Here is a 20,595-nt window from a genome sequence, read left to right as displayed (position 1 = left end):
CATCATTGAGTCGTACTTCGGAAATCGCCCGGGACCCGGATCCCGGACCGTCGCCCTCGTGCCGGATGCGGCGCGGGCCTCGGACGTGCCCACCGTATCATCGCCCGGTACGACACACCGAATTTGCCTTTTGAATTAACTGAGTTAATATATAAACCGTCTTACACACGAGGACGACACGAGGAGGTGCACCCCATGAACGCGACCACGCAGGCATCGCAGGCCTCCGTCTCGGAAGCCAACCGGGCGCGCATCCTCCAACACCTCTATCATAACGGCATCAGCTCCAGGGCCCAGATCGCCAAGGCGCTCGGCCTGACCCCCGCCGCCATCACCAAGATCACCGCACGCCTCATCGACGCCGGCGCCATCTGCGAGACCGGCGACCTGGACGGCATCAAGAACCGTCGGTCCATCGGCCTCAAGCTCGACACCTCGCTCTTCCACGTCATCGGCGTCAAGTTCGCCCGCAGCCTCATCGAGATCGGCCTGTTCGACCTGGCCGGCCGGCGCGTGTGCCTCGAGGACCTGCCGCCCGTCAGCGAGGATTCGATCCCCGCCACGCTCGACGAGATCCGCGACCGGGTCAACCGCCTCATCGCCGCCGACGACGCGGTCGTCGCCGTGGGCGTCGCCGTGCCCGGCCCGTACCTGCGCGACGAGGGCCGCACCGCCGTCGTCTCCTCGATGGCCGGCTGGCGCACCGTCAACTTCACCGACGAGTTCGCCGGCGCCTTCCCCGTCCCCGTCTTCATCGAGCAGGACGCCCGCGCCGGCGCCCTCGCCCACTACCTGTTCGACCCCGCCGGCACCTGCGAGCACCTCGCCTACTATCTGATCGGCGAAGGCGTGGGGCTGGGCGTCATCGACGACGGCCGCCTCGTCAACGGCGCGCAGGGCGCCGCCACCGAGATCGGCCACGTCAGCATCGACGTCGAGGGCGTCCCGTGCGACTGCGGCAACGTCGGCTGCCTCGAACGCTACTGCTCGGCCGTCGCCATCCACGACGAGCTGCGCCGCACCGGCGTCGTCGGCGACGTCGACGGGCTCACCCACGCCCAGGCGTGCCAGCGGCTGTTCGACGCGGCCGCGGACGGCGACGAGGCCGCATGCGCGCTCGTCCACCGCGTCGGACGCTACGCCGGCTACGGATGCGTGACGATCCTCAACGCGTTCAACCCGCGGCGCATCGTCATCGGCGACATCGTCGCCCGAGCCGGCGCACCGCTGCTCGACGCGATCCGCGAGGTCGTCGCCGAACGCGCGATCGACGACATCGCGCGCGCCACCGACATCACCCTGTCCCCCCTGCCCACCGACGCGGCCGTCACCGGCGCGGCGGCGGTGGCCATCACCCAGTTTTTGGAACACCCCTCGGTGTTCTTCGGCGACGTGTAGGCGCCGCCGGCAACCACGGCACCACCATCATGACGCCACCAACCATCAGAAGAAAGGAACCCATCATGGCCAAGCCCATCGTTCTCTCCCTCGGCGAGCTCCTGTGGGACATGCTCCCCACCGGCAAGCGCGCCGGCGGCGCCCCCGTCAACTTCGCGTACCACGCGATGATGAACGGCACCGAAGGCTGGTCCATCAGCGCGGTCGGCGAGGACGAGCTCGGCGACGAGCTGCTCGTCGAGGCCGAGAAGGCCGGCGTGCACACCATCGTGCAGCGCAACGCGTGGCCGACCAGCACCGTCGAGGTCGCCCTGAAGAACGGCATCCCGGAGTACACCATCGTCAAGGGCGTCGCCTGGGACCATATCCTGCTGACCCGCCAGCTGATCGAGGTGGCCGAGCAGGCCGACGCCGTGTGCTTCGGCACCCTGGGTCTGCGCTCCCCGGAGTCGCATGACACCATCATCGAGCTGCTCAAGTACACCAAGCCGAGCACGATGCGCTTCTTCGACATCAACCTGCGCGGCGACCACTACTCCAAGGAGCTCATCGAGGAGCTGCTGGGCTACGCCACCGTGTTCAAGATCAACGACGCCGAGCTGCTGCTCCTGCGCGACATGTTCGACATCCGCGGCACCTCCGACGACGAGGCCTGCCGCTGGTTCGTCAACGAGTTCGGCCTGGACTACATCATCCTGACCGGCGGCTCGACCTTCTCGACGATCATCTCCAAGACCGGCGAGGCCTCCACGCTGGCCACCCCGCACGTCGAGGTCAACGACACCGTCGGTGCCGGCGACTCCTTCTCCGGCACGTTCACCGGCAAGATCCTCACCGGCGCCACGCTGGCCGAGGCCCACCGCGCCGCCGTGAACACCGCCGCGTTCGTGTGCACCCAGGCCGGCGCGTGGCCGACCTACCCGGACACCATGCCGGACTACCTCGCCGAAGCCGGCGAGTGAGCCTGACGGAAAGGCCCTCCGCGACGACGCGGGGGGCCTTTTCGCATTCGTGCGCGTGTCACGAACTAAACCGCTTTAGAATGGACCTTACGAATTAACCACGTTAACAACGAAGTTAGGATATCCATGGCATACACCGAAGTACCCGCCTCCGTGGCCGCCTTCATGCGCCGCATCACCGACCTGTGCGGCGAGGAGCACGCCGACTGGGCCCGCAACTTCAACGCATGCTTCGCCAACACGCTCACCACCACCGTCGAACGCCACGACGACGGCACCACGTTCCTGCTCACCGGCGACATCCCCGCGATGTGGCTGCGCGACTCCACCGCCCAGCTGCGCCCCTATCTGACCATCGCCGCCGAGGACGACGACCTGGCCGACATGATCGCCGGACTCGTGCGCATGCAGTTCCGCTACATCAACATCGACCCGTACGCCAACGCGTTCAACGAGACCCCCTCCGGCGCCACCTGGGATCCGGACGACCAGTCCGACTTCTCCAGCCCCTGGCTGTGGGAGCGCAAGTACGAGGTGGACTCCCTGTGCTACCCCATCCAGCTCGCCTGGCTGCTGCACGCCAACACCGGCCGCACCGACCACTTCGACGACGAATTCACCGCCGGCGTTCGCCGCATCCTCGACGTGTTCGAGACCGAGCAGGACCACGAGCACCGCTCCTCCTACTTCTTCGTGCGCGACTGCGACATCCCCACCGAGTCGCTCGAACGTGACGGCCGCGGCACCCCCGTCGCCGTCACCGGCATGACCTGGTCCGGCTTCCGCCCCAGCGACGACGCATGCACCTACCACTACCTCGTCCCGTCCAACATGTTCGCCGCAGTCGCCATGGACTACGTCGCACGCATCTTCGACGGCGACATCCTCGACGACGCCGACATCGCCGTCCGAGCCCGCACGCTCGCCGCCGCCATCCGCAAGGGCATCGACGACCACGCCACGACCGTCAACCGCGACGGCGACACCATCTGGGCGTACGAGACCGACGGTCTGGGCCACCACAACATCATGGACGACAGCAACGTCCCCAGCCTCATGGCCGCCCCCTACCTGGGCTACTGCGCGCCCGACGACCCCGTCTACCTGGCCACCCGCCACACCCTCCTGAGCGACGAGAACCCCTACTACTACGAGGGCACCCAGCTCAAGGGCATCGGCTCGCCGCACACCCCGCCGCGCTACGTGTGGCCCATCGCGCTCGCCATCGAGGCGATGACCAGCGACGACCGCGACTACAAGGCGCACATCCTCGACCGCCTCGTCGCCACCGACGCCGGCACCAACCTCATGCACGAGGGCATCGACGTGGACGACCCCACCAAGTACACGCGCGAATGGTTCAGCTGGTCCAACATGATGTTCTGCGAACTCGTCATGGACTACTTCGACATCCGCGTCAAGCGCTGAACCACCCCTCCCCCCTCGACCCGCACTTTCCGCACTGTCCAACACCATCCAAGGAAGGAAACACCAATGACCAATCCCCGCTACCTGCTCGGCACCGAAGCCAACCGCATCTTCATGGCCTCCGAGTCCTACGAACTGCTCAGGTTCGGCACCGGATTCCCGGCCGCGAACGGCGGCTCCGGCTGGCTCAACGACGACGGCACGCTCGACCCGGCCCAGGGCGTGCAGACCTGGATCACCTGCCGCATGGCGCACGTCTACTCCATCGGCGCGATGCTCGGCTACCCGCACGCCGGCGAACTCGCCGACGCCGCCCTCAAGGGCCTCACCGGCATCCTCCACGACGACGCCAACGGCGGCTGGCACCCGCAGGTCAACGAGGACGGCACCCCCGAACCCGGCAAGATCTGCTACACCCACGCCTTCGTCATCCTCGCCGCCTCCTCCGCGCTCCTCGCCGGCCGCCCCGGCGCCAAGGCCCTCCTCGACGAGGCGCTCGCCACGTTCGACCAGCGCTTCTGGGACGAGGAGACCGGACTGGCCGTCGACACGTGGAACACCGAGTTCACCGAGCTCGACCCGTACCGCGGCCTGAACGCCAACATGCACACCGTCGAGGCGTTCCTCGCCGTGGCCGATGCCACCGGCGACAACCGCTACCGCGTGCGCGCCGGCCGCATCATCGACCACGTCATCGGCTGGGCCCGCGGCAACGAGTGGCGCATCCCGGAGCACTTCACCTCCGACTGGGGCATCGACCTCGAATTCAACGCCGACAAGAAGGACGACCAGTTCAAGCCGTACGGCGCCACCCCGGGCCACGGCATCGAATGGGCGCGCCTGATCACCCAGTGGGCGCTCAGCTCCTTCGCCAACCTGGAAGGCGCCGCCCCGTACGTCGAGGCCGCCGAACAGCTGTTCGCGCGCGCCGTCGCCGACGCGTGGAACACCGACGGCACCGTGGGCCTGGCCTACACCACCGACTGGGAGGGCCATCCGGTCGTCACCGACCGCATGCACTGGACGCTCGCCGAAGGCCTCAACACCGCCGCCACGCTGTACGCGGCGACCGGCAAGGACGAGTACATCGACTGGTACGCCACGTTCGCCCAGTACGTCGACGAGCAGATCATCGACCACGAGGGCGGTTCCTGGTTCCACCAGCTCGACAAGGACAACCACGTCATCGGCACCGTCTGGCCGGGCAAGTCCGACCTGTACCACGCGTTCCAGTCCACGCTGATCCCGTTCCTCGACCCGGCCGTGTCCATCGCCACCGCCGTGCACAACGCCCGCTGATTTCGCCGGCTGCGGTTTGTATGCGCCTCAACGAAGCCGACGCATACAAACCGCAGTATCACGCCCTCATAACCGCGGTTTGTATGCGGCACCCTCGTCGGGGCGCGTACAAACCGATGATTGTCGGCAGGTGTGGCAGCCGCCAGTCGGCCCGGATGGCGCGATTTCGGCGCTGATTCCGAGCAACGTTCAGGAAACCGTCAGTCAGTGGGGATTGACCCGCGCTTCGACTTCACCGGGAGTGAGTCCCAGTTCGATGAGCACATCGTTGGGGATGGTGGATGCCTCGGTCGCATCGTCATCGACGATCCCGTATTCCTGCGCCTCGGCGATGAGCATGTCCCCACGGACATCCGATGCCAGATGCCGGGCGGACTGCGCGTTGGAGATGCCATCGGACAGGACGCCGTCTCCATTGGCCGCCCGAGTGACCATCCTCATCGCAGCCGTGGTGGTATGGTGTGGGATTCGCTTATATGTTGAGTTCACCTTGGAATTCCTCGTCATAGGGAATATGCCTCTGCACCTTCGTAATGGCATGCCGGGCCTTGAGCCTTCCGTCCTTGCCCCTTGATGAGACGGTGTGCATCGTCACGACGAACATGTCTCGCTTCCCGATTCGCTTTCCGCTTTCCACCGCGCGGATGAAGGCGGGATCCTCCATGTCGACGGTGTACTTGGTCTCGCCGCCGACCGTCACATGCCATTTCTTCCCGGGTTCGAAATGCGCGTCGAGCGGCTGGACCGTCAGGGTCGCATCCGTCTCGCTGATCACCTCCTCATTGGGAGTCCAGTCGGCCATGCCGCGCGCCGTCCGCTTATCGACGTCGACCGACTCGGTGCGGCTTGAGAGCTCCGCACCATCGACGCCCTCCTCCGCAGCAGGCCCGGCAAGGGCCTTGCCGGCGGCATTCACGAACTTGCGGCTCCCGGCGATCCTCATCGAGGAACGATAGGTTTCGCATACGGTTCCGTCCGAGAACCGTACCGTGACCTTCTCTTCCGAAAAGGTGGTGCCGTCATCCTCCGGCAGGGGCTCCGCCTTGACGACTTCGGGCTCTCCGTGTTCGTGCACATGCTTGGCGAATCTCACGGCCCCGATGAGTATGGTCAGGAATCCCACACCGCCTACGGTGGCGAGCCATTCGAGCCCCTGCCCCTGAGTCGAATTCGCGAAGTCTCCCACACCCTGAAGCAGAAGCTGTATGTCGAAGGAACCGGGCCGCGTCGCCTTGACCCGAAGCTCGACCTGGGATTCAGGAGACATCTCGTCCTTGGCCGCCTCCACCGCATCGGCGAAGTTAAGCAACGCAGGGGCCAGGGCCTTGGCACTGATGGAATGGTCCGCATCCAGCGCCGGCCCGTAATACCGCAGGGAGAGTTCACCCAGATCGCCTCGACCATCGGTCCTGACGAGCGTATTCGATTCCGCCACCATCCTGTCGAGCCCCCATTCCTCACGGATTAGTCGGATAGGCCATACCATCGTGTGCAAGCGAACGGACCGGCCAAGTGGCCATCATTCTAGCCTCGACAAAGGACCTGGGACTAGCCTGCGATAACTCTTGACGCCCTAGTTGACGGTGCGGGCGGTGCTGTCGCGCACGATCAGGGTCGGCGTGAGGATGCGGCGGTTGCCGAAGACCTTGTCGCCGGCGAAGACCTTCAGCAGCAGCTTGGCGATCTGCGACCCGTATTCGCCGGCGTCTCGGTGCACGGCGGTGATCGGCGGATAGGACGTCTCGCAGATGAAGCTGTCCTCGAAGCTGACGATGGCCGGCAGGTTGAACGGGTACCGCGGTCCCGTAAGCTCACCGACGCCCTGCACGGTGCGTTCGTAGTTGTCGAGCACGTACCATTCGGTCACAGCGTGCAGACTGGCGGCGGCCAGGATCTCGCTCTCGTAGATGAACGCCGTGGGCGGCTGCGATGACTGCAGCAGTTCCAGCGTCCGTTCCACCGCGACGTCGACGCTGAAGTTCGTGTAGGTCACGTCGATGGCCTCCAGTCCTCCCTTGCGGGCGAATTCGCGGAACGCCTGCTCTCTGCTGCGTGAATAGTCCAAGGCGTGGTCGCCGGACAGGTAGGCGACGCGCCGATGCCCCTGTTCGGCCAGATGGTCGAGAATCGTGCCCATCGTGCGCGAATCGTCGATGGACAGCGACGGTACGATGTCCGCCGGATCCGGACCGCCGGCGAGCACGGCGCGGATGCCCAGCTCCCTGAGCAGCTTGGGGCGTGGATCGTCGTCACGAAGATCGACGAGGATGATGCCGTCGACCCGTTTGCGTGCCGCCCAGTTCCGGTATACGTCGCACTCCTCGCGCAGCGAACCGCTGGGCCGGTAGAGCAGACCATAGCCCTTGGGGCTCAGCGAGGCGTGCAGGCCGGCCATGAAGTGCAGCATGAACGTCTCGTCCTTGAGTCCGCCGTCCGAACGCGCCGGTGCGAAGCCCACGGTCATGGTCCTGGACGATCCGAGCGCTTGCGCGGCGTACACGGGTTGCCAGCCGAGTCTGGCCGCCGCCTCCTTGACCCGCTTCTTGGTCTCCGCCGAGACGCCGGGACGGTCGTTGATGGCGAACGATACGGCGGTCTGGGAGATGCCCAGTTCGTTGGCGATGTCCTTCAGACTGACCCGCGACGCATCGGAGGCTGCCTGCGGCGAGGTTTCACGAGTGGAATTCATGGCACTCCTTCGTACAACGGTCTTCCCGACATCGTCATGGGCACAGGTCCATGTTCGATCGCGGCATCCGACGGCTGTCGATGCTCATACGCCCCGAAAGCCGCCCGCAACACCATGGTAAGGGTTGCACGCCCATGATATCAGACAACTAAAGCGCTTTAGCTCACCTGTCCGGCATACGACGTCGGGGTGGGTGCCCGTTCCCGGACCCCACCCCGACGTATCACGGATGCGACCGCATCCGGGTCTCCGATCCTACGCCTGCATGCGGCGTCGAATCACCAGCGCAGCTCCGGCGCACAGCAGGACCAGCCCGCCGGCCAGCACCGTCGTCACGGATGCGCCGGTGGAGCTCAGCGGACGCTTGGCGTCCTTATCCGATCCATCGGAGGCGCCGTCGGACCGGTCACCTCCATCAGGCTTGCCGTCGCTCGGTTTCGAGGCGTCCCCATCCTCCGATGCGCGCTTCAGGGATGCCACCGCCGCGACGAGTCCGTCACGGGCGGCGTCCACCTGCTCCTGCGTGGCGTTGCCGTCGGAGAGCGCCGCTTCGGCACTCTCCAGCGCCTCGGTGACCTTCTTCCACGTATCGGCGGTGTAGTCCGACGCGTTCAGGGCCTTGGCCTTATCGACCTCGGCCTGCAGACGGGTCTTGTCGACCGTCGACGGCACGGCCGTGAACGCGACCGTCACACCGGCGCCGATCGGCGCCCCATCCAGCGTGGCCGTGACCGCGTAGTCGCCCGCCGTGGAGGAGACCACGTTCAGGGTCGCGACACCGGTCGAATCGGTCGTAATCGTGGTGGCGCCGTCGACGGCGACGAGACCGTCCGAGAGGGTGAAGGAGACCTCCGCACCGGGCATCGGATTGCCGAACGAGTCCTTGATTGTGGCGGCTATGGAGCGGGTGGCCTTGCCATCCGCGACAGCCTCGCCATCGATGACGGCCAGTTCGGACTTGGCGGCGTCAGGCAGGGTCGAGGTGTCGGCCGTGCAGTCGGCGAGTTCATCGGACGTCGGGATCCTCATCGGCTCGGTCCTGTTGCCGTCGTAGTCCTCGACCTGCACCCACAGCTCATGGCCTGCCGGGATGTTCCTGACGTAGGATCCCGGTGTGGTGCGGCCTCGGATGATGCCGGTGATCGGCGGGGTGTTCTGCGAGTAGGTGTAGGTGGCGCCCAGCTCCTTGGACTGCCGTTCGCCGTTCTCGTCGGTCCACCGCTCGGTCATGTAGAGATAACGCCAATCCTGGGTGTCGGGACGTACGAGTGTGACGTCGTCGCCGTTCCATGTCACCGAACAGGTCGGGTAGGGTTCGATGGTGGCGTCGGCGAACGCGCCCGCCTTGGTGGCGACGGCGCCTCCGGCGTTATCGATGGTCAGCACGTAACGGGAGCCGTCCACCGGAGCGTCCGCAATCGTCACTTCGGTCCGGTCGGCGGCGACCTTCACGGTCGTGGAGAACGGCGTGGAAGCATAGCGCCAGCTGCCGGTGTCGGACTTGACGGTCACGGTCTTCTCTCCGGAAACCTGCGGATTCGTCCAAGATACCTTGATGCTGCCGTCCTTGCCGGGTTCGACCTTCACGTCGGACACGGCCGCGGCCTCGTCGAGCTGCGCTTCGGCGGCCAGCGAGCGCGAACCGTCGGCTCCCACCGCGTACAGTCTGAGCGTGCCGGTCTTGGCGGGCAGGTGCTTGACGTACAGGGTGTCGTCATAACGACCGCCGAGGAACGTGTCGTCGAGGTAGAGCAGGTAGTTCTTCGTGGTGGAGTAGTCCGCGAGATCCCACTTGACGGTCAGCTCGTCGGAATCGGCGTAGGCGCGCTCGACCTTGAAGCCGGTCGGGACGGCCGGCGTGTAGGCGGCGCCATCGCTCACGGTGAGCTTGCCGATGTTGATCTGGTAGTCGTCGATCGGGTCGGCTCCTGCCTTGACGATCAGGCCGAGCGTCGCGATCTTCTTGCCCGCGTATTCGGACAGATCGGCGGTCACGGTCTTCCAACCGTCGGTGGCCGAGCCGTCGGCCACGCTGACCGGGACGACGGCCTTGGTGTCATCGGCGAAGATCAGGGCCAGCTGCAGCTCGGAGTCGTCGGACTTGAGCTTGTTGTAGGTCAGGTCGACCTTGGTGCCGTCCTTGACGTCCAGATCGGTCTTGTACAGGCGCATCGTATTGTCGCTGGACAGCCTGCCGGACAGCACGAGCGAGTCTCCGCCCTCGTAGGCTCCGACCTTGGTGTAGGTGAATCGCGGTGCGGCCACATAGTCCTCGCCGTAGTCGAAGTCGGCGCCGAGCGGGTCGGAGTCGGCTTCGATCCACCATTGCCAGGTCGGCAGGATGTCCTGCAGGTTGATGTTGCCCCACTGCTGGTCGCTGGTCTGCTTGCCGGCGTCGCGCCATTCGAGGCCGTGGCCGGTGTTGAACGACGTGGAGAACACCGGGCCTCCGACGACGGAGCGTTCGGCGATCTGGGAGGCGAAGCCCTTCCAGCCGTCATCGCCCGTGCCATCGTCGATGTAGTCGTCGGCGATATCGCTCGTCCCCTGCTCTCCTGTGGACGAACCGGTCCACAGTCGGCGCTCGCGGTCGAACACTTCGTTCTGGTACTGCGGGTAGATCTTCTTCTGGTCCCCCAGTTCGTGAGAGACGAAGTCGGTGCCGAGCGCGGCGAGGCTCACGTAGGGTTTGCCGTCCGCGTCGAGGTTGACGTTCATGTAGTCGGCGTTCTTGGAGATGCCGTCGAACTTCTGCTGTCCCGCTTCGATGCCGGCGAACACGGAGGTCTTCGCATCGAGGCCGAGGTTTGCGGCGTGCGCGGCTGAATCCTTGAGCATGTCGCCGTTGTACCAGTAGTTGAGGAAGATCGAGTCGGAGACCTTGCCCTTGGCCCCGTCCTGCACCCACGGCGAGTTGACGGCGTTGAACATGTTCTGATAGTCCACGGCGCCGTTCTGGTAGGAGGCCGAGTCGTACCACTGGACGTAGATGCCCTGATCGGCGATCTGCTTCATGAAGTCCTGGTACGCCGCGACGTCATCGGCGGCGACGTCGGATTCCTGGTTGATGAAATAGCCGTCGAAGCCGTAGTATTCGGCGATCTCCACCAGTTTGTCGGCGATCGGATAGGTGCCGTCGTCGCGTTTGCCGCGCAGCAGGTCGCCGTAGGTCTGTTCGCCGCGGTCGTTGTTGGAGTAGAAGATCGTCGCGATGGATTTCGCACCGTTCTTGTGGGCGGCGTTCGTGTAGGCGGCGTTCGGCAGGTTCAGGGTGCCGAATTCGAACCATTTCTGGGTCCAGTCGGACTGCGCCTTGTCATCGTACAGGCCTTTCGGCGTGTTCGAGGTCGGCTGGCCGTGCCAGGTGCCGTAGTAGTCGGTGTACTGCCAGTAGTTGAATAGGTACTGCGAGAAGACGTTGTTGTCGTGGAACGATTCGAAGAACGCGTTGCCGTAGTCTCCGGCGAGATTGAACATCTCGGTGTCGGCCGGCAGATCCGGGTCCTTCTGGGTGGTCGCGTTCGCTGCGATTCGGGCCTGCAGCGGCACGCGCGAGCGCAGGTATTGCGAGTCCTTGTCGGCGGCCGGGTCCCAGTTGAGGATGTCGAGGCCGGTGTAGCCGTGCTGGTAGGGCTGATGGTCGCCCGCCGCCTGTTCCGGATGGCCGGTGTCGGCGTATTGCCCGCCCCATGGCATGGTGTCGGTGGCGTTCGCGGGCGCGACCAGGGCGCCGAGCGTCGCCATCGACAGTACGGCCGCAAGTCCTGCACGCAACCAGCGTCGTGTACCCCGATGTCGGGCCGCACGGGTGTCCGAGGACAGTGTCATGATGTTCTCCTTTGTTTCCGCGGGAACGGCATCGTCGCCGTCCCATGAGGCAGGGCTGCGTTTCCGCCTATCGCCTTGCCTCACATCCTGTAGGCGTATGGGTGTGTTCCGTTCTCGTCATGAGGTCGGACGCCCATCTCGTTTATTCATTGAATTATCGAAGTCGATGGTGCAACAAGGCCCGGCCGGAAACCGGTCGGGCCTGTATTCACCTTCTGCGACGAGCCGCAAGCGCGCCAGCGCCGCTCAGCATCAGCATGGCGGCAACGAGCATGACCGGGATGGTATCGATGCCGGTGTTCGCCAGATCGCCGGGCTTCTTCGTCGGCTTGTTCGGCTTCGCCGTCGGCTTGGTCTCGGCGCCGCCGGACCCGTTCGGTCGATTGCCGTCGGTGGTGTTCTGGTCTCCGTCGCCGGGTTTCTCCGGTTCGGGGGTCACCGGGGTCGAGTCGTCGATTGCCTTGACGAGCCCGGATGCCCAGTCTGCGACGGCGTCGGCGGTGTACAGCTTGCCGGTCAGACCTGCCACTGCGGCATCGCGCGCCGTACGGAGTGCCCCCAGCGTCTCACCTGTCACATCGCCGGAGGCGATGAGCTCCTTGGCCTTGCCGATGGCATCGGTCAGTGCGGTGGAGTCGATGGCGGTCAGGGACAGTTCCAGTGTGGGGTCGTAGGTGTTGCTGTAGCCTTCGTCCCAGTCGCCGCCGAGCACGGCCTTGTTCACCTCGTACAGATTCGTGGCGGCGTCCACGGCCTGACGGGTTTCGGCCGGCACGTCCTTGGTCAGCGACATGCGGTCGAGGAAGTGACCGGCGGCGGCCTTGGCGTTCTCGAGGGACATGCCCTGGCTCTGGGCGATGGCTGTCTTGGTCCAGATCAGGTTCGACGGCTTGATGTGGGTGAGGTCGTCCTCCTCGTAGGTGCGGCCGTCGCGGTCGAGGGCGTAGACGAACATGCCGCCCAGGTTGTTGTCGTACGAGTAGGAGGCCACGTCGTAGAAGTGGCTTTCCTCGTACGGCTCGATGGCGTCGTACCAGCGGTTGTTCATGTCGCCTTCCTCCGGGAAGGTGAGTCCGGGCACGAACTTGGTCGAGTCGATGAACTGCTCGTATGTGGCGGCGGCCTTCGCCGTGCGCGTCGAATCGGAGCCGTACTGCTGATAGGCGATGTAGTCGAAGCAGTCGGCCACGTTCTCGAACGGCGCGGTGTAGCTGCCGTTGGTGTCGTACAGGAACATCGTGCCGTCAGGATCGCCCGACCTAGGGCCGATGCGCTTGGACAGCGAGCGGATCACCTGATCGGAGATGGCCACCTGGGATTCGTCCGGATGGGTCTCCATGTCGATGTCGAGGCCGTCGAGGCCGACGGAGGTCATGTACGTCTCGATGACATGATCGGCGTATGCGTCGTAGTCCGCTTCGGTCGCGGTCTCGACGCTCTTGCCCTGTTCGGCGATCCAGGTCGTGAACCCGTCGACCATCACGCCGTTGTAGTCGATGCCGCGCACGAGTTTGATGCCGCGGCTGTGCAGGTACGGCGCGTAGTCGCTTTTGAGCTTGTCGTAGAACGGCTGGGCCGCCTCCTCCTGTCCCTGCGGCACGTAGCTGAACACGTTGACCACGTCGATGCCGTAGGGGATGTCGTACATGGAGATCCAGTTGTCGTCGGGCAGGTCGGTGTTGACGCCCTTCATGGTGATGTCACGCCATGCGCGGTAGTACACCATGAAGTGCTTCCCGGAGCCGTTCTCCTGCACCATCGCGACGGGGGTGTCCCCCTCCTGCGCGTATGCGGCGGTCCCCATGGCCAGCGAGCCGCCGATCGTCATCGCGGCGGCGACCATCCCGGCCGCGAACCTGCGTCCGAGGGACGACCGGCCTTCTCTGCCGTGTGTGAAACGCATATATAATCTCCTTTGTTGTGTCCTTCCATTGGGCAACAACCCGCAGCCTTGCAGGTTGCGTCGATGGCGGCCGGTAGCTGCGGCCTCCATCCGGGGGTGCGATGCGGTTCCGACGCATCGCACCCCCACATCTTTCATACCCCCCGACGATCCCCCGGCAACGTGGCCGTGGCGGAGTCGGTCATACGGGCGTCCAGCGCGCAGGTCACGCGCACCTCACCGTCGCCGGGATCACGCAGACGGTCGAACGGCACACGGAACATGATGTCGCGGTGTTCACCCGCCGCCAGCGTCACGTACGTCGAATCGACCAGCATGGCCAGTCGCGGGATGCGCCGGCCTCCGCTGACGTGCGCGAACAGGTTGAGCGATCCCGATACTGGCCCCTCCCCCGCGTCCGCCGGAACCGTCACCACCAGCACGCCGGCCATCGCATCCGGCACGATGCGCGGTTCGCCGACCGTGATGCCGGCAAGGGAGCCGGGACCGTGACCGAACGGGCGCAGTATGGGCCGGATCGCATCCTTGTAGACTCCGGCAGCGCTCTGGCGGTCGTTGTACCGCACCGGCACGGCACCGGGGAACGCCGGCAGGGTGACCGGCAGGCGTCCGGGCATCGCAGCACCGTCGACGAGGGCGTCGGCGACGGCTTGGGGACCGAACTGTCCGGCATAGCCCGCCCAGATGACCGCATCGGAACGGTCGAGCACATGCGTGAGCACGTGCGCCCGCCCGCAAACGGCGATGGATACGATCGGAGCGTCGCTCATCGCGGCGATGGCGTCGAGCTGGTCGTCCTGCCCCCAGGGCAGACGGATATCGGCGAGGTCCACGCCTTCGCCGCAGGTGGCGCCGTGTTCGGCGACGGCCCTTGCCGCGCCGTTGTCGTCGAATTCGCTGTCGTAGCTGCGTTCGCTGGTGCCACCGCAGACGAACACGACCAGCGACGCGCGTCTCCAGTCGCCGGCCGGCAGATCGTCCGGCTTCGAGGCGAGCAGCACATGGTCGGAGCCGAGCCGGGAGACGAGCTCACGATACACGCCGGACTGTTCGCCGGAGGGCAGCGGCGCGGTGTAGTCGCCGAGGAAGCACCCGAAGTCGTCGGCGAAGGGACCGGCCACGATGACGGGGCCGGGCTGCGCGTCGACGGATCCTTGCCGCACACGGTCGATGATCGCGCGCATGTCGGCGAGCGACGTATTTCCATCGGCGCCGTCGTCGATGAGGACGATCGACTCGCGGGCCATGATGCGTGCCTGGTCGCGGCCTGCCTTGAGCGCGGCGTCGATCGCGCAGGCGTCCGGCGTGCGGATGGGCGCCGCGTCGCCGTCGCGCCCGGGCAGCAGACCGAAGCGGCTCTTGAGCTCGAATACGCGGCGTAGCGAACGGTCGATCGCGGCGACGACCGTCTCATCGTCGGCGTATTCGGACAGTCGTGTGAACCCTTCGTCCCACAGCGACACGTCGACGCCGCACAGCAGGGCGGCGCGTCCGGCCGCCGGAATCGATCCGGCCATGTCCTCCAGACGGTCCACGGCAAGACCGTCGGCCATGACGATGCCGTCGAATCCGAGCTCGTCGCGCAGATAGTCCTTGAGCAGCCACGGGTTTGCACAGCACGGCACCGAGTCGATGTCGTTGTAGGCGGCCATGAACCCCCAGGCACCGGCGCGCACACCGGCGACGACCGGAGCCAGATGGATGTCGTGCAGGTCATGGGAGCCAAGTACCGCGGACTGGCCGTTGCGGCCGCCGACCGCCTCACCCTGCGCGGCGAGATGCTTGAGGACGACGGCCACGCCGCCGTCGCCCACCTTGCACCGGCGCTCGCCCTGCATGCCGAGCACGATGGCCTCGCACATGCGGGCCGCCATAAGCGGGTCCTCGCCGAAGCATTCCTCGCAGCGGCCCCATCGGGGGTCACGGGCGATGTCAAGTCCGGAGACCAGCGCGATGTGGATGCCGCTGGCGGCGAGTTCGGCGGCGACGGCGGACTCCGCCTCCCGCACCGCAGTGGGATCGAAGGTGGCGCCCAGACCGAGGTTCGTGGGCAGTACGGTGCCGCCGAGCGCCTGATGGCCATGCGGAGCCTCCTCGCTCAGCAGTACGCCGATGCCGTGGGCGCCGCGTTCGAGAACGGTCTGCTGGATGAGCGAGACCGCCTCGCCCCGTTCCTCGGGGCGGATGCCGTTGCCCCAGTGCTGCCCCGACCACGGATCGGCGCGCAGCAGGCCGTACAGCGTGCCCAGACCGCCCCACCGGTCGATTTCGCGCTTGAGATAGTCCGTGGCGACGAGTCTGCCTGCACCGTCGCGTTCCACCGCCTTCCATCCGAGCAGCCGCTGGTTGAGCTGGCCTACCTTTTCGGTGAGGCTCATCGACGCGATGAGCCGTTCGATGGAGGTTCCTTCATCTGTCATAGCCCTACTACCTCTCTGTAGCGTAAGTGTCTGGCATCCCCTATGGCGATTGCATGGCCGGCGATAGACCGTTCCCATGAAACATACACGAAACCGATGCGCCGTGCCGCACCCCGTCCGCATATGCATGCTCCCTCGCATATGCAGGGAAAGCCGGTTGCGGAGTCCGTGGAAGGGTTCCGCAACCGGCTGGTGTCTAGTCGACGGATTCGAACGCGGGGTCGGAGACCGCCGAATAGAATCTCGCCTTGTAGGGTGCCGTGTCCCGATGCAGTTCGGTGATGCCGCGCGCGGTCAGTTCGGCCGGATCGGCGGCGACCGCCGACGTGACGACGCTCGGGCGCAGGCCTGCGACCTCGAGCTTCATCCACAGGTCGCAGATGGAGCCGCCCGGGCCGAGTGCGGCGCGGTCGACCGGGTTGCCGGTCGCGTCCACGTCCACCACGACGGCCACGTTCTTGGCCGCCGCAGGCCGCATGTCGCGATACTGCCGGGCGAGATCGCCGAACTCGCGGCCGATCGGCTTGACCCGCCCGTGCTCGTCGAACAGGCCGAGCGAGTATTCGAGCTGCGGGAAGTCGGCCATCGACGACGGCACATCGTGCGAGCACCACCAGGTGACGCCCCACAGGTTCGGGCAGTCCAATGCCTTTTCGACGGCACTGCGACAGAACTCGGGGGTGTCCTCCGATGCGAGCACGTTCTCGGGCGCGCCCACCTCCTGCAGCCATACCGGACGGTCGGCCGGGCCGAACGCCTTGGCCAGTTCGGCCAGATAGAGCGCGTACGCGTAGCATTCCTCGCTGCGTGCGCCGTATCCCTGGCCGATGCCGTTGAACACCCACGAGTGGATGGTGGTCAGGTCGCCCTTGGTGGCGGACTGCACCGGGGTGAACGGGTGGCCGTCGAGGAACCAGACGCCGTCGTTGACGCTGAACAGCGACAGTGCGTCGCCGCGCTTGGCGGCCGGCAGCAGCTCGTCCAGCCATGCATCGATCTGGTCCGGGGTCGCGCTCATCTTGGTCGGATGAGGCCGGTCGGACAGCTGGTTGACCTCGTTGCCGAGGGTCATGCCCTTGAACGCCGGCTCCTTGGCGAGCTCATCGGCCATCACGGCGATCAGCTCTCGTTCCGAGGCGACGAATTCCGGGTCGGTGAACATGTTGCCCTTGTGCCATGTCACGAGCCAGCTGGGGATGAAGTCGAAGCTCGACAGATGCCCTTGGAACACGTCCACGTAGGCGTCCAGACCGTGTTCGCCGGCGATGTGCACCACGCGGCGCACATCCTCGACGCCCTTGCGGTTGATCCATGTGCGGTTCGGCTGCAGGTAGGGCCAGACCGGGAAGATGCGCACATGGTCCATGCCCAGTTCGCTGATCTGACGCAGATCCTCGTCGATGCTCGCCCAGTCCGGGTCGAGCCACGAATGGAACCACCCGTGCGAGGGCGTGTAATCCACACCGAATTTCATGAGTTGTCCTTTCGTGGGGTCATCCCTTGAGGCCTCCCTGCTCCAGACCACGGAAGAAGTAGCGCTGGAAGCAGCAGAAGAAGACGATGATCGGGATGAGGGAGACGAGCGCGCCGGCGGCGATCAGTCGCGGATCCTGGATGAACATGCCCTTGAGTCGGTTCATGCCGAGCGTCAGCGTGTACTTGTCCTCATCGGAGATCGCGATCAACGGCCACAGGAAGTCGTTCCACGCTCCGACGAAGGCGAAGATGCCGACCACGGTCATGGTGCCCTTGACCTGCGGGACGCAGATGTGGAAGAAGCGCTGCCACAGGCTGGCGCCGTCCACCATCGCCGCCTCCTCGAGTTCCATCGGAATGGACTTGAAGGCATTGGTCATGAGCAGGATGTTCATCGCGCCGCACAGACCCGGCAGGGCCACCGCGAGCAGCGTGTTCTGCAGGTTGATCGAACGGATGATCAGGAACTGCGAGATCATGACGCCTTCCAGCGGGATGACCATGGATCCCATGAACATCGCGAACACCGCGCCGCGGCCGCGCCACTTGAGACGGCCCAGTGCGTATCCCGCCATCGTGGAGAAGACGATGTTGCCCACGATGGAGATCACGCACACCACCAGGGTGTTGAGCATGTAGTGGAACACCGGCACCTGGCGGAACACGGACAGGTAGTTGTCGAACGTCGGGGTCTTCGGGATGATGTACGGCGGAACCGCGTACACGTTGTCACCCTTGCCCTTGAACGAGAGGGACAGCTCCCAGATGAACGGGCCGACCAACAGCAGGAACATCAGGATCAGCACCGCATACTGGACGACCTTGCCGACGGTGACCTTCCGGTGACGGTTCGGACGGACGATATCTGCGGACATCAGTCCTCACCTCGCTTCTGTACGATCTGCTGGATGATGAGCAGCGCGCCGACGATGACGAGCACGACCAGCGAGATGGCGCTCGCGTAGCCGGTGCGGGCCTGGATGCCGGTGCCTTCGCGCTTGATGAGCATCGACATCGTCATGTCCATGCCGCCGGGGCCCGCCGAGCCGTTGGTCAGCACGTAGACCTCGTTGAAGACGCGGAACGCGGCGATGGTGGACAGCATCATGATGAGCATCATCGTGGAGCGGACTCCGGGAATCGTCACGGAGATGAACTGCCGCACGGGACCGGCGCCGTCGAGCGATGCCGCCTCGTAGAGGGATTCGTCGATGTTCGCCAGAGCGGTCAGGTAGATGACCATGTAGTAGCCCAGACCGAGCCAGATCGTCACGAACATCGAGCTGAACAGGACGCCCCAGCGGTCGGTGAGGAACGGGATCGGCTTGGTGATGATCTTGAGCGCCTTGAACACGGAGTTGACCAGACCGGCCGAGTCGAGCAGGTTGGTCCAGATCATGCCCACCACGACGGCGGACATGACCACCGGCATGTAGAAGGCGGTGCGGAAGAAGCCCATGATCTTCGAGTTGCCGCGCACCAAGTACGCCAGGATCAGCGGCAGAATCACCATGCACGGGACCACGCAGACCACGTACAGTGATGAATTGAACAGTGCGGTCAGGAAGTATTCGTCGTGGAAGAGCGTGATGAAGTTCTTGAATCCGACGAACTTGCCCGGGATGAGCAGACGGGAATCGGTGAAGGCGAGCCTGAATGTGTTGAGTGCCGCAAGGACGACGAATACGAACACGATTACGAACGCCGGAAGGACGAACAGATACGGCGCGGCCGTGGTGGCGATGTCGCGCGTTCCCTTGTGTTTGGTATTCATCGGTTCAGGCCGGTCGGAGGCCTTGCGGGCCTCCGACCTGTCAGCGGCGGATACCGCCTTGCTCATTACTGGAGCTTCTCGTTCGCGAACTGGACGGCCTTGTCGAGGGCCTCCTGGGCGGTCTGCTTGCCCTGCATGGCGAGGGCGATCTGCTGCTGGAGGTTCTTGTAGCCATTGGCGTCGGTGAATTCGGCCGGACGGGACGAGGTGCCGTTCTTGACCTGATCGAGCGTGACCTTCAGGGCCTTGCCCTCAAGGGTGGAGTCGTCGATGTCCTGGTAGTACTCGTCATCCAGGCCGCCCTGCGCGGACGGGAAGACGGAGGCCTGCTTGGCGAATTCGACCTGGTTCTCCTTGTTGGTCACGAAGCGGGCGAAGTCGATGGCGACGTCCGGGTACTTGGACTGGGAGCTGATGCCGAGCGAATCGTAGGAGACGGAGGCGGACTTGCCGTCGTTGGAGATGCGCGGTCCGACGGTGAGCTTGTCGTACAGATCCGGGGAGTTCTGCTTGAATCCGGCGGCGGAGTAGGCGGAGCCGTTCATGGACACGAGGTTGCCGCGCTGGAACAGGTCGGACTGCTGGCTCCAGGAGGAGTCGAGCGCCTCCGGCGGGATGGCGCCTTCGGTGTACAGGTCGATGAAGCCCTGCAGCTGCTTGACGGCGGCGGCGTCGTTGAAGGAGTACTCGCTGTGGTCGTCGTTCATGATCGTCACGCCGGCGGTCACGAAGTCCTCGGTGTTGGAGCCCATCGTGGTGCCCAGATAGACGTCGTCGCACTTCTCGGCGATGGTCTTGCCGGCGGCGAAGTACTCGTCCCACGTGGTCGGCACGTTCTCGGGATCGAGGCCGCACTGCTGCATGAGTTCGGTGTTCCAGTACACCGGGCCGTCGTTGACGTACCAAGGCAGGCTGTAGGCGCCTTCCTCGATGCCGTTGCCGGTGAGGATGGAGTTCTTCCATGCACCCTCGTAGTAGTCGGCTTCGGCGTCCGGAGCCTCCGTGGAGAGGTTGAGCAGCGCGCCGGCCTTGGCCAGACCATAGAGGATGGAGCTGCCGCCGTCGACGACGTCGGGAAGCTCGTTGGAGGCGGCCTGCGTGGACAGCTTGTCCTCGTAGCCGTCCGAGGGGGGCGTCGAGCCAGTTGATCTTGACGTCCGGATGGGCCTTCTCGTACTCGGAGATGAGCGCCTCGAAGTACGGCGTGTACTTGTCGTTCTTCAGGTTCCAAGTCTGGAAGGAGATCTCCTTGGTACCGCCGTTGTCGCCGTCCGCACCGGCGTTGTCGTTGCCGCATGCGGCCACGGAGACGAGCATGGCGCCTGCGCCGACGATGGCGATGGCCTTCTTGGCAGAAAACATGGTGTTTTCCTTTCTTCTGTTTCCTTGTACATGCCTCCGTCCTACTTTGGACGGAG

Annotated in this window: 13 protein-coding genes and 1 pseudogene; 4 read left to right on the top strand and 10 right to left on the bottom strand. The window is 65.2% G+C overall.

Features of this window, described 5'->3' with window-relative positions; genetic code table 11:
• Positions 1 to 195: 195 nt before the first annotated feature.
• The 4 genes from D2E24_RS04375 (at position 196) to D2E24_RS04360 (ending at position 5,087) form a co-directional block, all read left to right on the top strand.
• Positions 196 to 1,398: an ROK family transcriptional regulator gene (locus D2E24_RS04375; RefSeq protein WP_125968101.1), complete on the top strand. Its 1,203-nt coding sequence runs from the start codon at positions 196 to 198 to the stop codon at positions 1,396 to 1,398.
• Positions 1,399 to 1,463: 65 nt separating this feature from the next.
• On the top strand, positions 1,464 to 2,360 hold the full coding sequence (locus tag D2E24_RS04370) for a carbohydrate kinase family protein (RefSeq protein WP_125968100.1): 897 nt from the start codon (positions 1,464 to 1,466) through the stop codon (positions 2,358 to 2,360).
• A gap of 126 nt (positions 2,361 to 2,486) precedes the next feature.
• On the top strand, positions 2,487 to 3,788 hold the full coding sequence (locus D2E24_RS04365; protein WP_125968099.1) for a glycoside hydrolase family 125 protein: 1,302 nt from the start codon (positions 2,487 to 2,489) through the stop codon (positions 3,786 to 3,788).
• 66 nt (positions 3,789 to 3,854) lie between these two features.
• Positions 3,855 to 5,087 (top strand): AGE family epimerase/isomerase, encoded by a 1,233-nt coding sequence (locus D2E24_RS04360; protein WP_125968098.1) that lies wholly within the window; start codon positions 3,855 to 3,857, stop codon positions 5,085 to 5,087.
• A gap of 204 nt (positions 5,088 to 5,291) precedes the next feature.
• On the opposite strand, the gene D2E24_RS04355 is transcribed toward D2E24_RS04360, so the two are convergent.
• The 10 genes and pseudogenes from D2E24_RS04355 to D2E24_RS04310 all read right to left on the bottom strand — a co-directional run bounded on the left by D2E24_RS04355 (position 5,292) and on the right by D2E24_RS04310 (position 20,539).
• Entirely contained in the window at positions 5,292 to 5,528 is a 237-nt protein-coding gene (locus tag D2E24_RS04355; protein ID WP_125968097.1) for a hypothetical protein, read from the bottom strand.
• A 31-nt stretch (positions 5,529 to 5,559) separates the two neighbouring features.
• The gene (locus tag D2E24_RS04350; protein WP_125968096.1) at positions 5,560 to 6,525 is read right to left on the bottom strand and encodes an LAPAL motif-containing putative phage structural protein; all 966 of its coding nucleotides are present in this window, start codon (positions 6,523 to 6,525) and stop codon (positions 5,560 to 5,562) included.
• Between the two features lie 135 nt (positions 6,526 to 6,660).
• Positions 6,661 to 7,776 (bottom strand): LacI family DNA-binding transcriptional regulator, encoded by a 1,116-nt coding sequence (locus D2E24_RS04345; RefSeq protein ID WP_125968095.1) that lies wholly within the window; start codon positions 7,774 to 7,776, stop codon positions 6,661 to 6,663.
• A gap of 255 nt (positions 7,777 to 8,031) precedes the next feature.
• A complete protein-coding gene (locus D2E24_RS04340) occupies positions 8,032 to 11,604 on the bottom strand; it encodes an endo-beta-N-acetylglucosaminidase (protein WP_164521000.1) in 3,573 nt (1,190 codons plus the stop codon).
• Between the two features lie 208 nt (positions 11,605 to 11,812).
• Positions 11,813 to 13,507 carry an endo-beta-N-acetylglucosaminidase gene (locus D2E24_RS04335; RefSeq protein WP_125968094.1) on the bottom strand — a complete coding sequence of 565 codons (1,695 nt, stop codon included), beginning with the start codon at positions 13,505 to 13,507 and terminating at the stop codon, positions 11,813 to 11,815.
• A 134-nt stretch (positions 13,508 to 13,641) separates the two neighbouring features.
• Positions 13,642 to 15,927, bottom strand: a complete 2,286-nt coding sequence (locus tag D2E24_RS04330) for a glycoside hydrolase family 3 protein (protein ID WP_125968093.1) — start codon at positions 15,925 to 15,927, stop codon at positions 13,642 to 13,644.
• Positions 15,928 to 16,123: 196 nt separating this feature from the next.
• Positions 16,124 to 17,401, bottom strand: coding sequence for a glycoside hydrolase 5 family protein (locus D2E24_RS04325; RefSeq protein ID WP_125968092.1), 1,278 nt, complete (start codon positions 17,399 to 17,401; stop codon positions 16,124 to 16,126).
• A 19-nt stretch (positions 17,402 to 17,420) separates the two neighbouring features.
• Positions 17,421 to 18,278, bottom strand: a complete 858-nt coding sequence (locus tag D2E24_RS04320; protein ID WP_125968091.1) for a carbohydrate ABC transporter permease — start codon at positions 18,276 to 18,278, stop codon at positions 17,421 to 17,423.
• On the bottom strand, positions 18,278 to 19,243 hold the full coding sequence (locus D2E24_RS04315) for a carbohydrate ABC transporter permease (protein WP_125968090.1): 966 nt from the start codon (positions 19,241 to 19,243) through the stop codon (positions 18,278 to 18,280). Before D2E24_RS04315 ends, D2E24_RS04320 begins: the two co-directional genes overlap by 1 nt.
• A pseudogene (locus D2E24_RS04310) lies at positions 19,243 to 20,539 on the bottom strand (ABC transporter substrate-binding protein). The gene D2E24_RS04315 and the pseudogene D2E24_RS04310 overlap by 1 nt, the downstream one beginning before the upstream one ends.
• Between the last annotated feature and the right edge of the window lie 56 nt (positions 20,540 to 20,595).

The organism is Bifidobacterium samirii (genome assembly GCF_003952945.1).
In the GTDB taxonomy this organism is placed as follows: Bacteria; Actinomycetota; Actinomycetes; order Actinomycetales; family Bifidobacteriaceae; genus Bifidobacterium; species Bifidobacterium samirii.
Note: the sequence above shows the minus strand (reverse complement) of the source record. Positions and strands in the feature narration are given on the sequence as shown.

Coding starts and splice junctions, on each gene's coding strand:
- D2E24_RS04375 (WP_125968101.1), top strand. CDS start 196: ATGAACGCGACCACGCAGGCATCGCAGGCCTCCGTCTCGGAAGCCAAC.
- D2E24_RS04370 (WP_125968100.1), top strand. CDS start 1,464: ATGGCCAAGCCCATCGTTCTCTCCCTCGGCGAGCTCCTGTGGGACATG.
- D2E24_RS04365 (WP_125968099.1), top strand. CDS start 2,487: ATGGCATACACCGAAGTACCCGCCTCCGTGGCCGCCTTCATGCGCCGC.
- D2E24_RS04360 (WP_125968098.1), top strand. CDS start 3,855: ATGACCAATCCCCGCTACCTGCTCGGCACCGAAGCCAACCGCATCTTC.
- D2E24_RS04355 (WP_125968097.1), bottom strand. CDS start 5,528: ATGAGGATGGTCACTCGGGCGGCCAATGGAGACGGCGTCCTGTCCGAT.
- D2E24_RS04350 (WP_125968096.1), bottom strand. CDS start 6,525: ATGGTGGCGGAATCGAATACGCTCGTCAGGACCGATGGTCGAGGCGAT.
- D2E24_RS04345 (WP_125968095.1), bottom strand. CDS start 7,776: ATGAATTCCACTCGTGAAACCTCGCCGCAGGCAGCCTCCGATGCGTCG.
- D2E24_RS04340 (WP_164521000.1), bottom strand. CDS start 11,604: ATGACACTGTCCTCGGACACCCGTGCGGCCCGACATCGGGGTACACGA.
- D2E24_RS04335 (WP_125968094.1), bottom strand. CDS start 13,507: ATGCGTTTCACACACGGCAGAGAAGGCCGGTCGTCCCTCGGACGCAGG.
- D2E24_RS04330 (WP_125968093.1), bottom strand. CDS start 15,927: ATGACAGATGAAGGAACCTCCATCGAACGGCTCATCGCGTCGATGAGC.
- D2E24_RS04325 (WP_125968092.1), bottom strand. CDS start 17,401: ATGAAATTCGGTGTGGATTACACGCCCTCGCACGGGTGGTTCCATTCG.
- D2E24_RS04320 (WP_125968091.1), bottom strand. CDS start 18,278: ATGTCCGCAGATATCGTCCGTCCGAACCGTCACCGGAAGGTCACCGTC.
- D2E24_RS04315 (WP_125968090.1), bottom strand. CDS start 19,243: ATGAGCAAGGCGGTATCCGCCGCTGACAGGTCGGAGGCCCGCAAGGCC.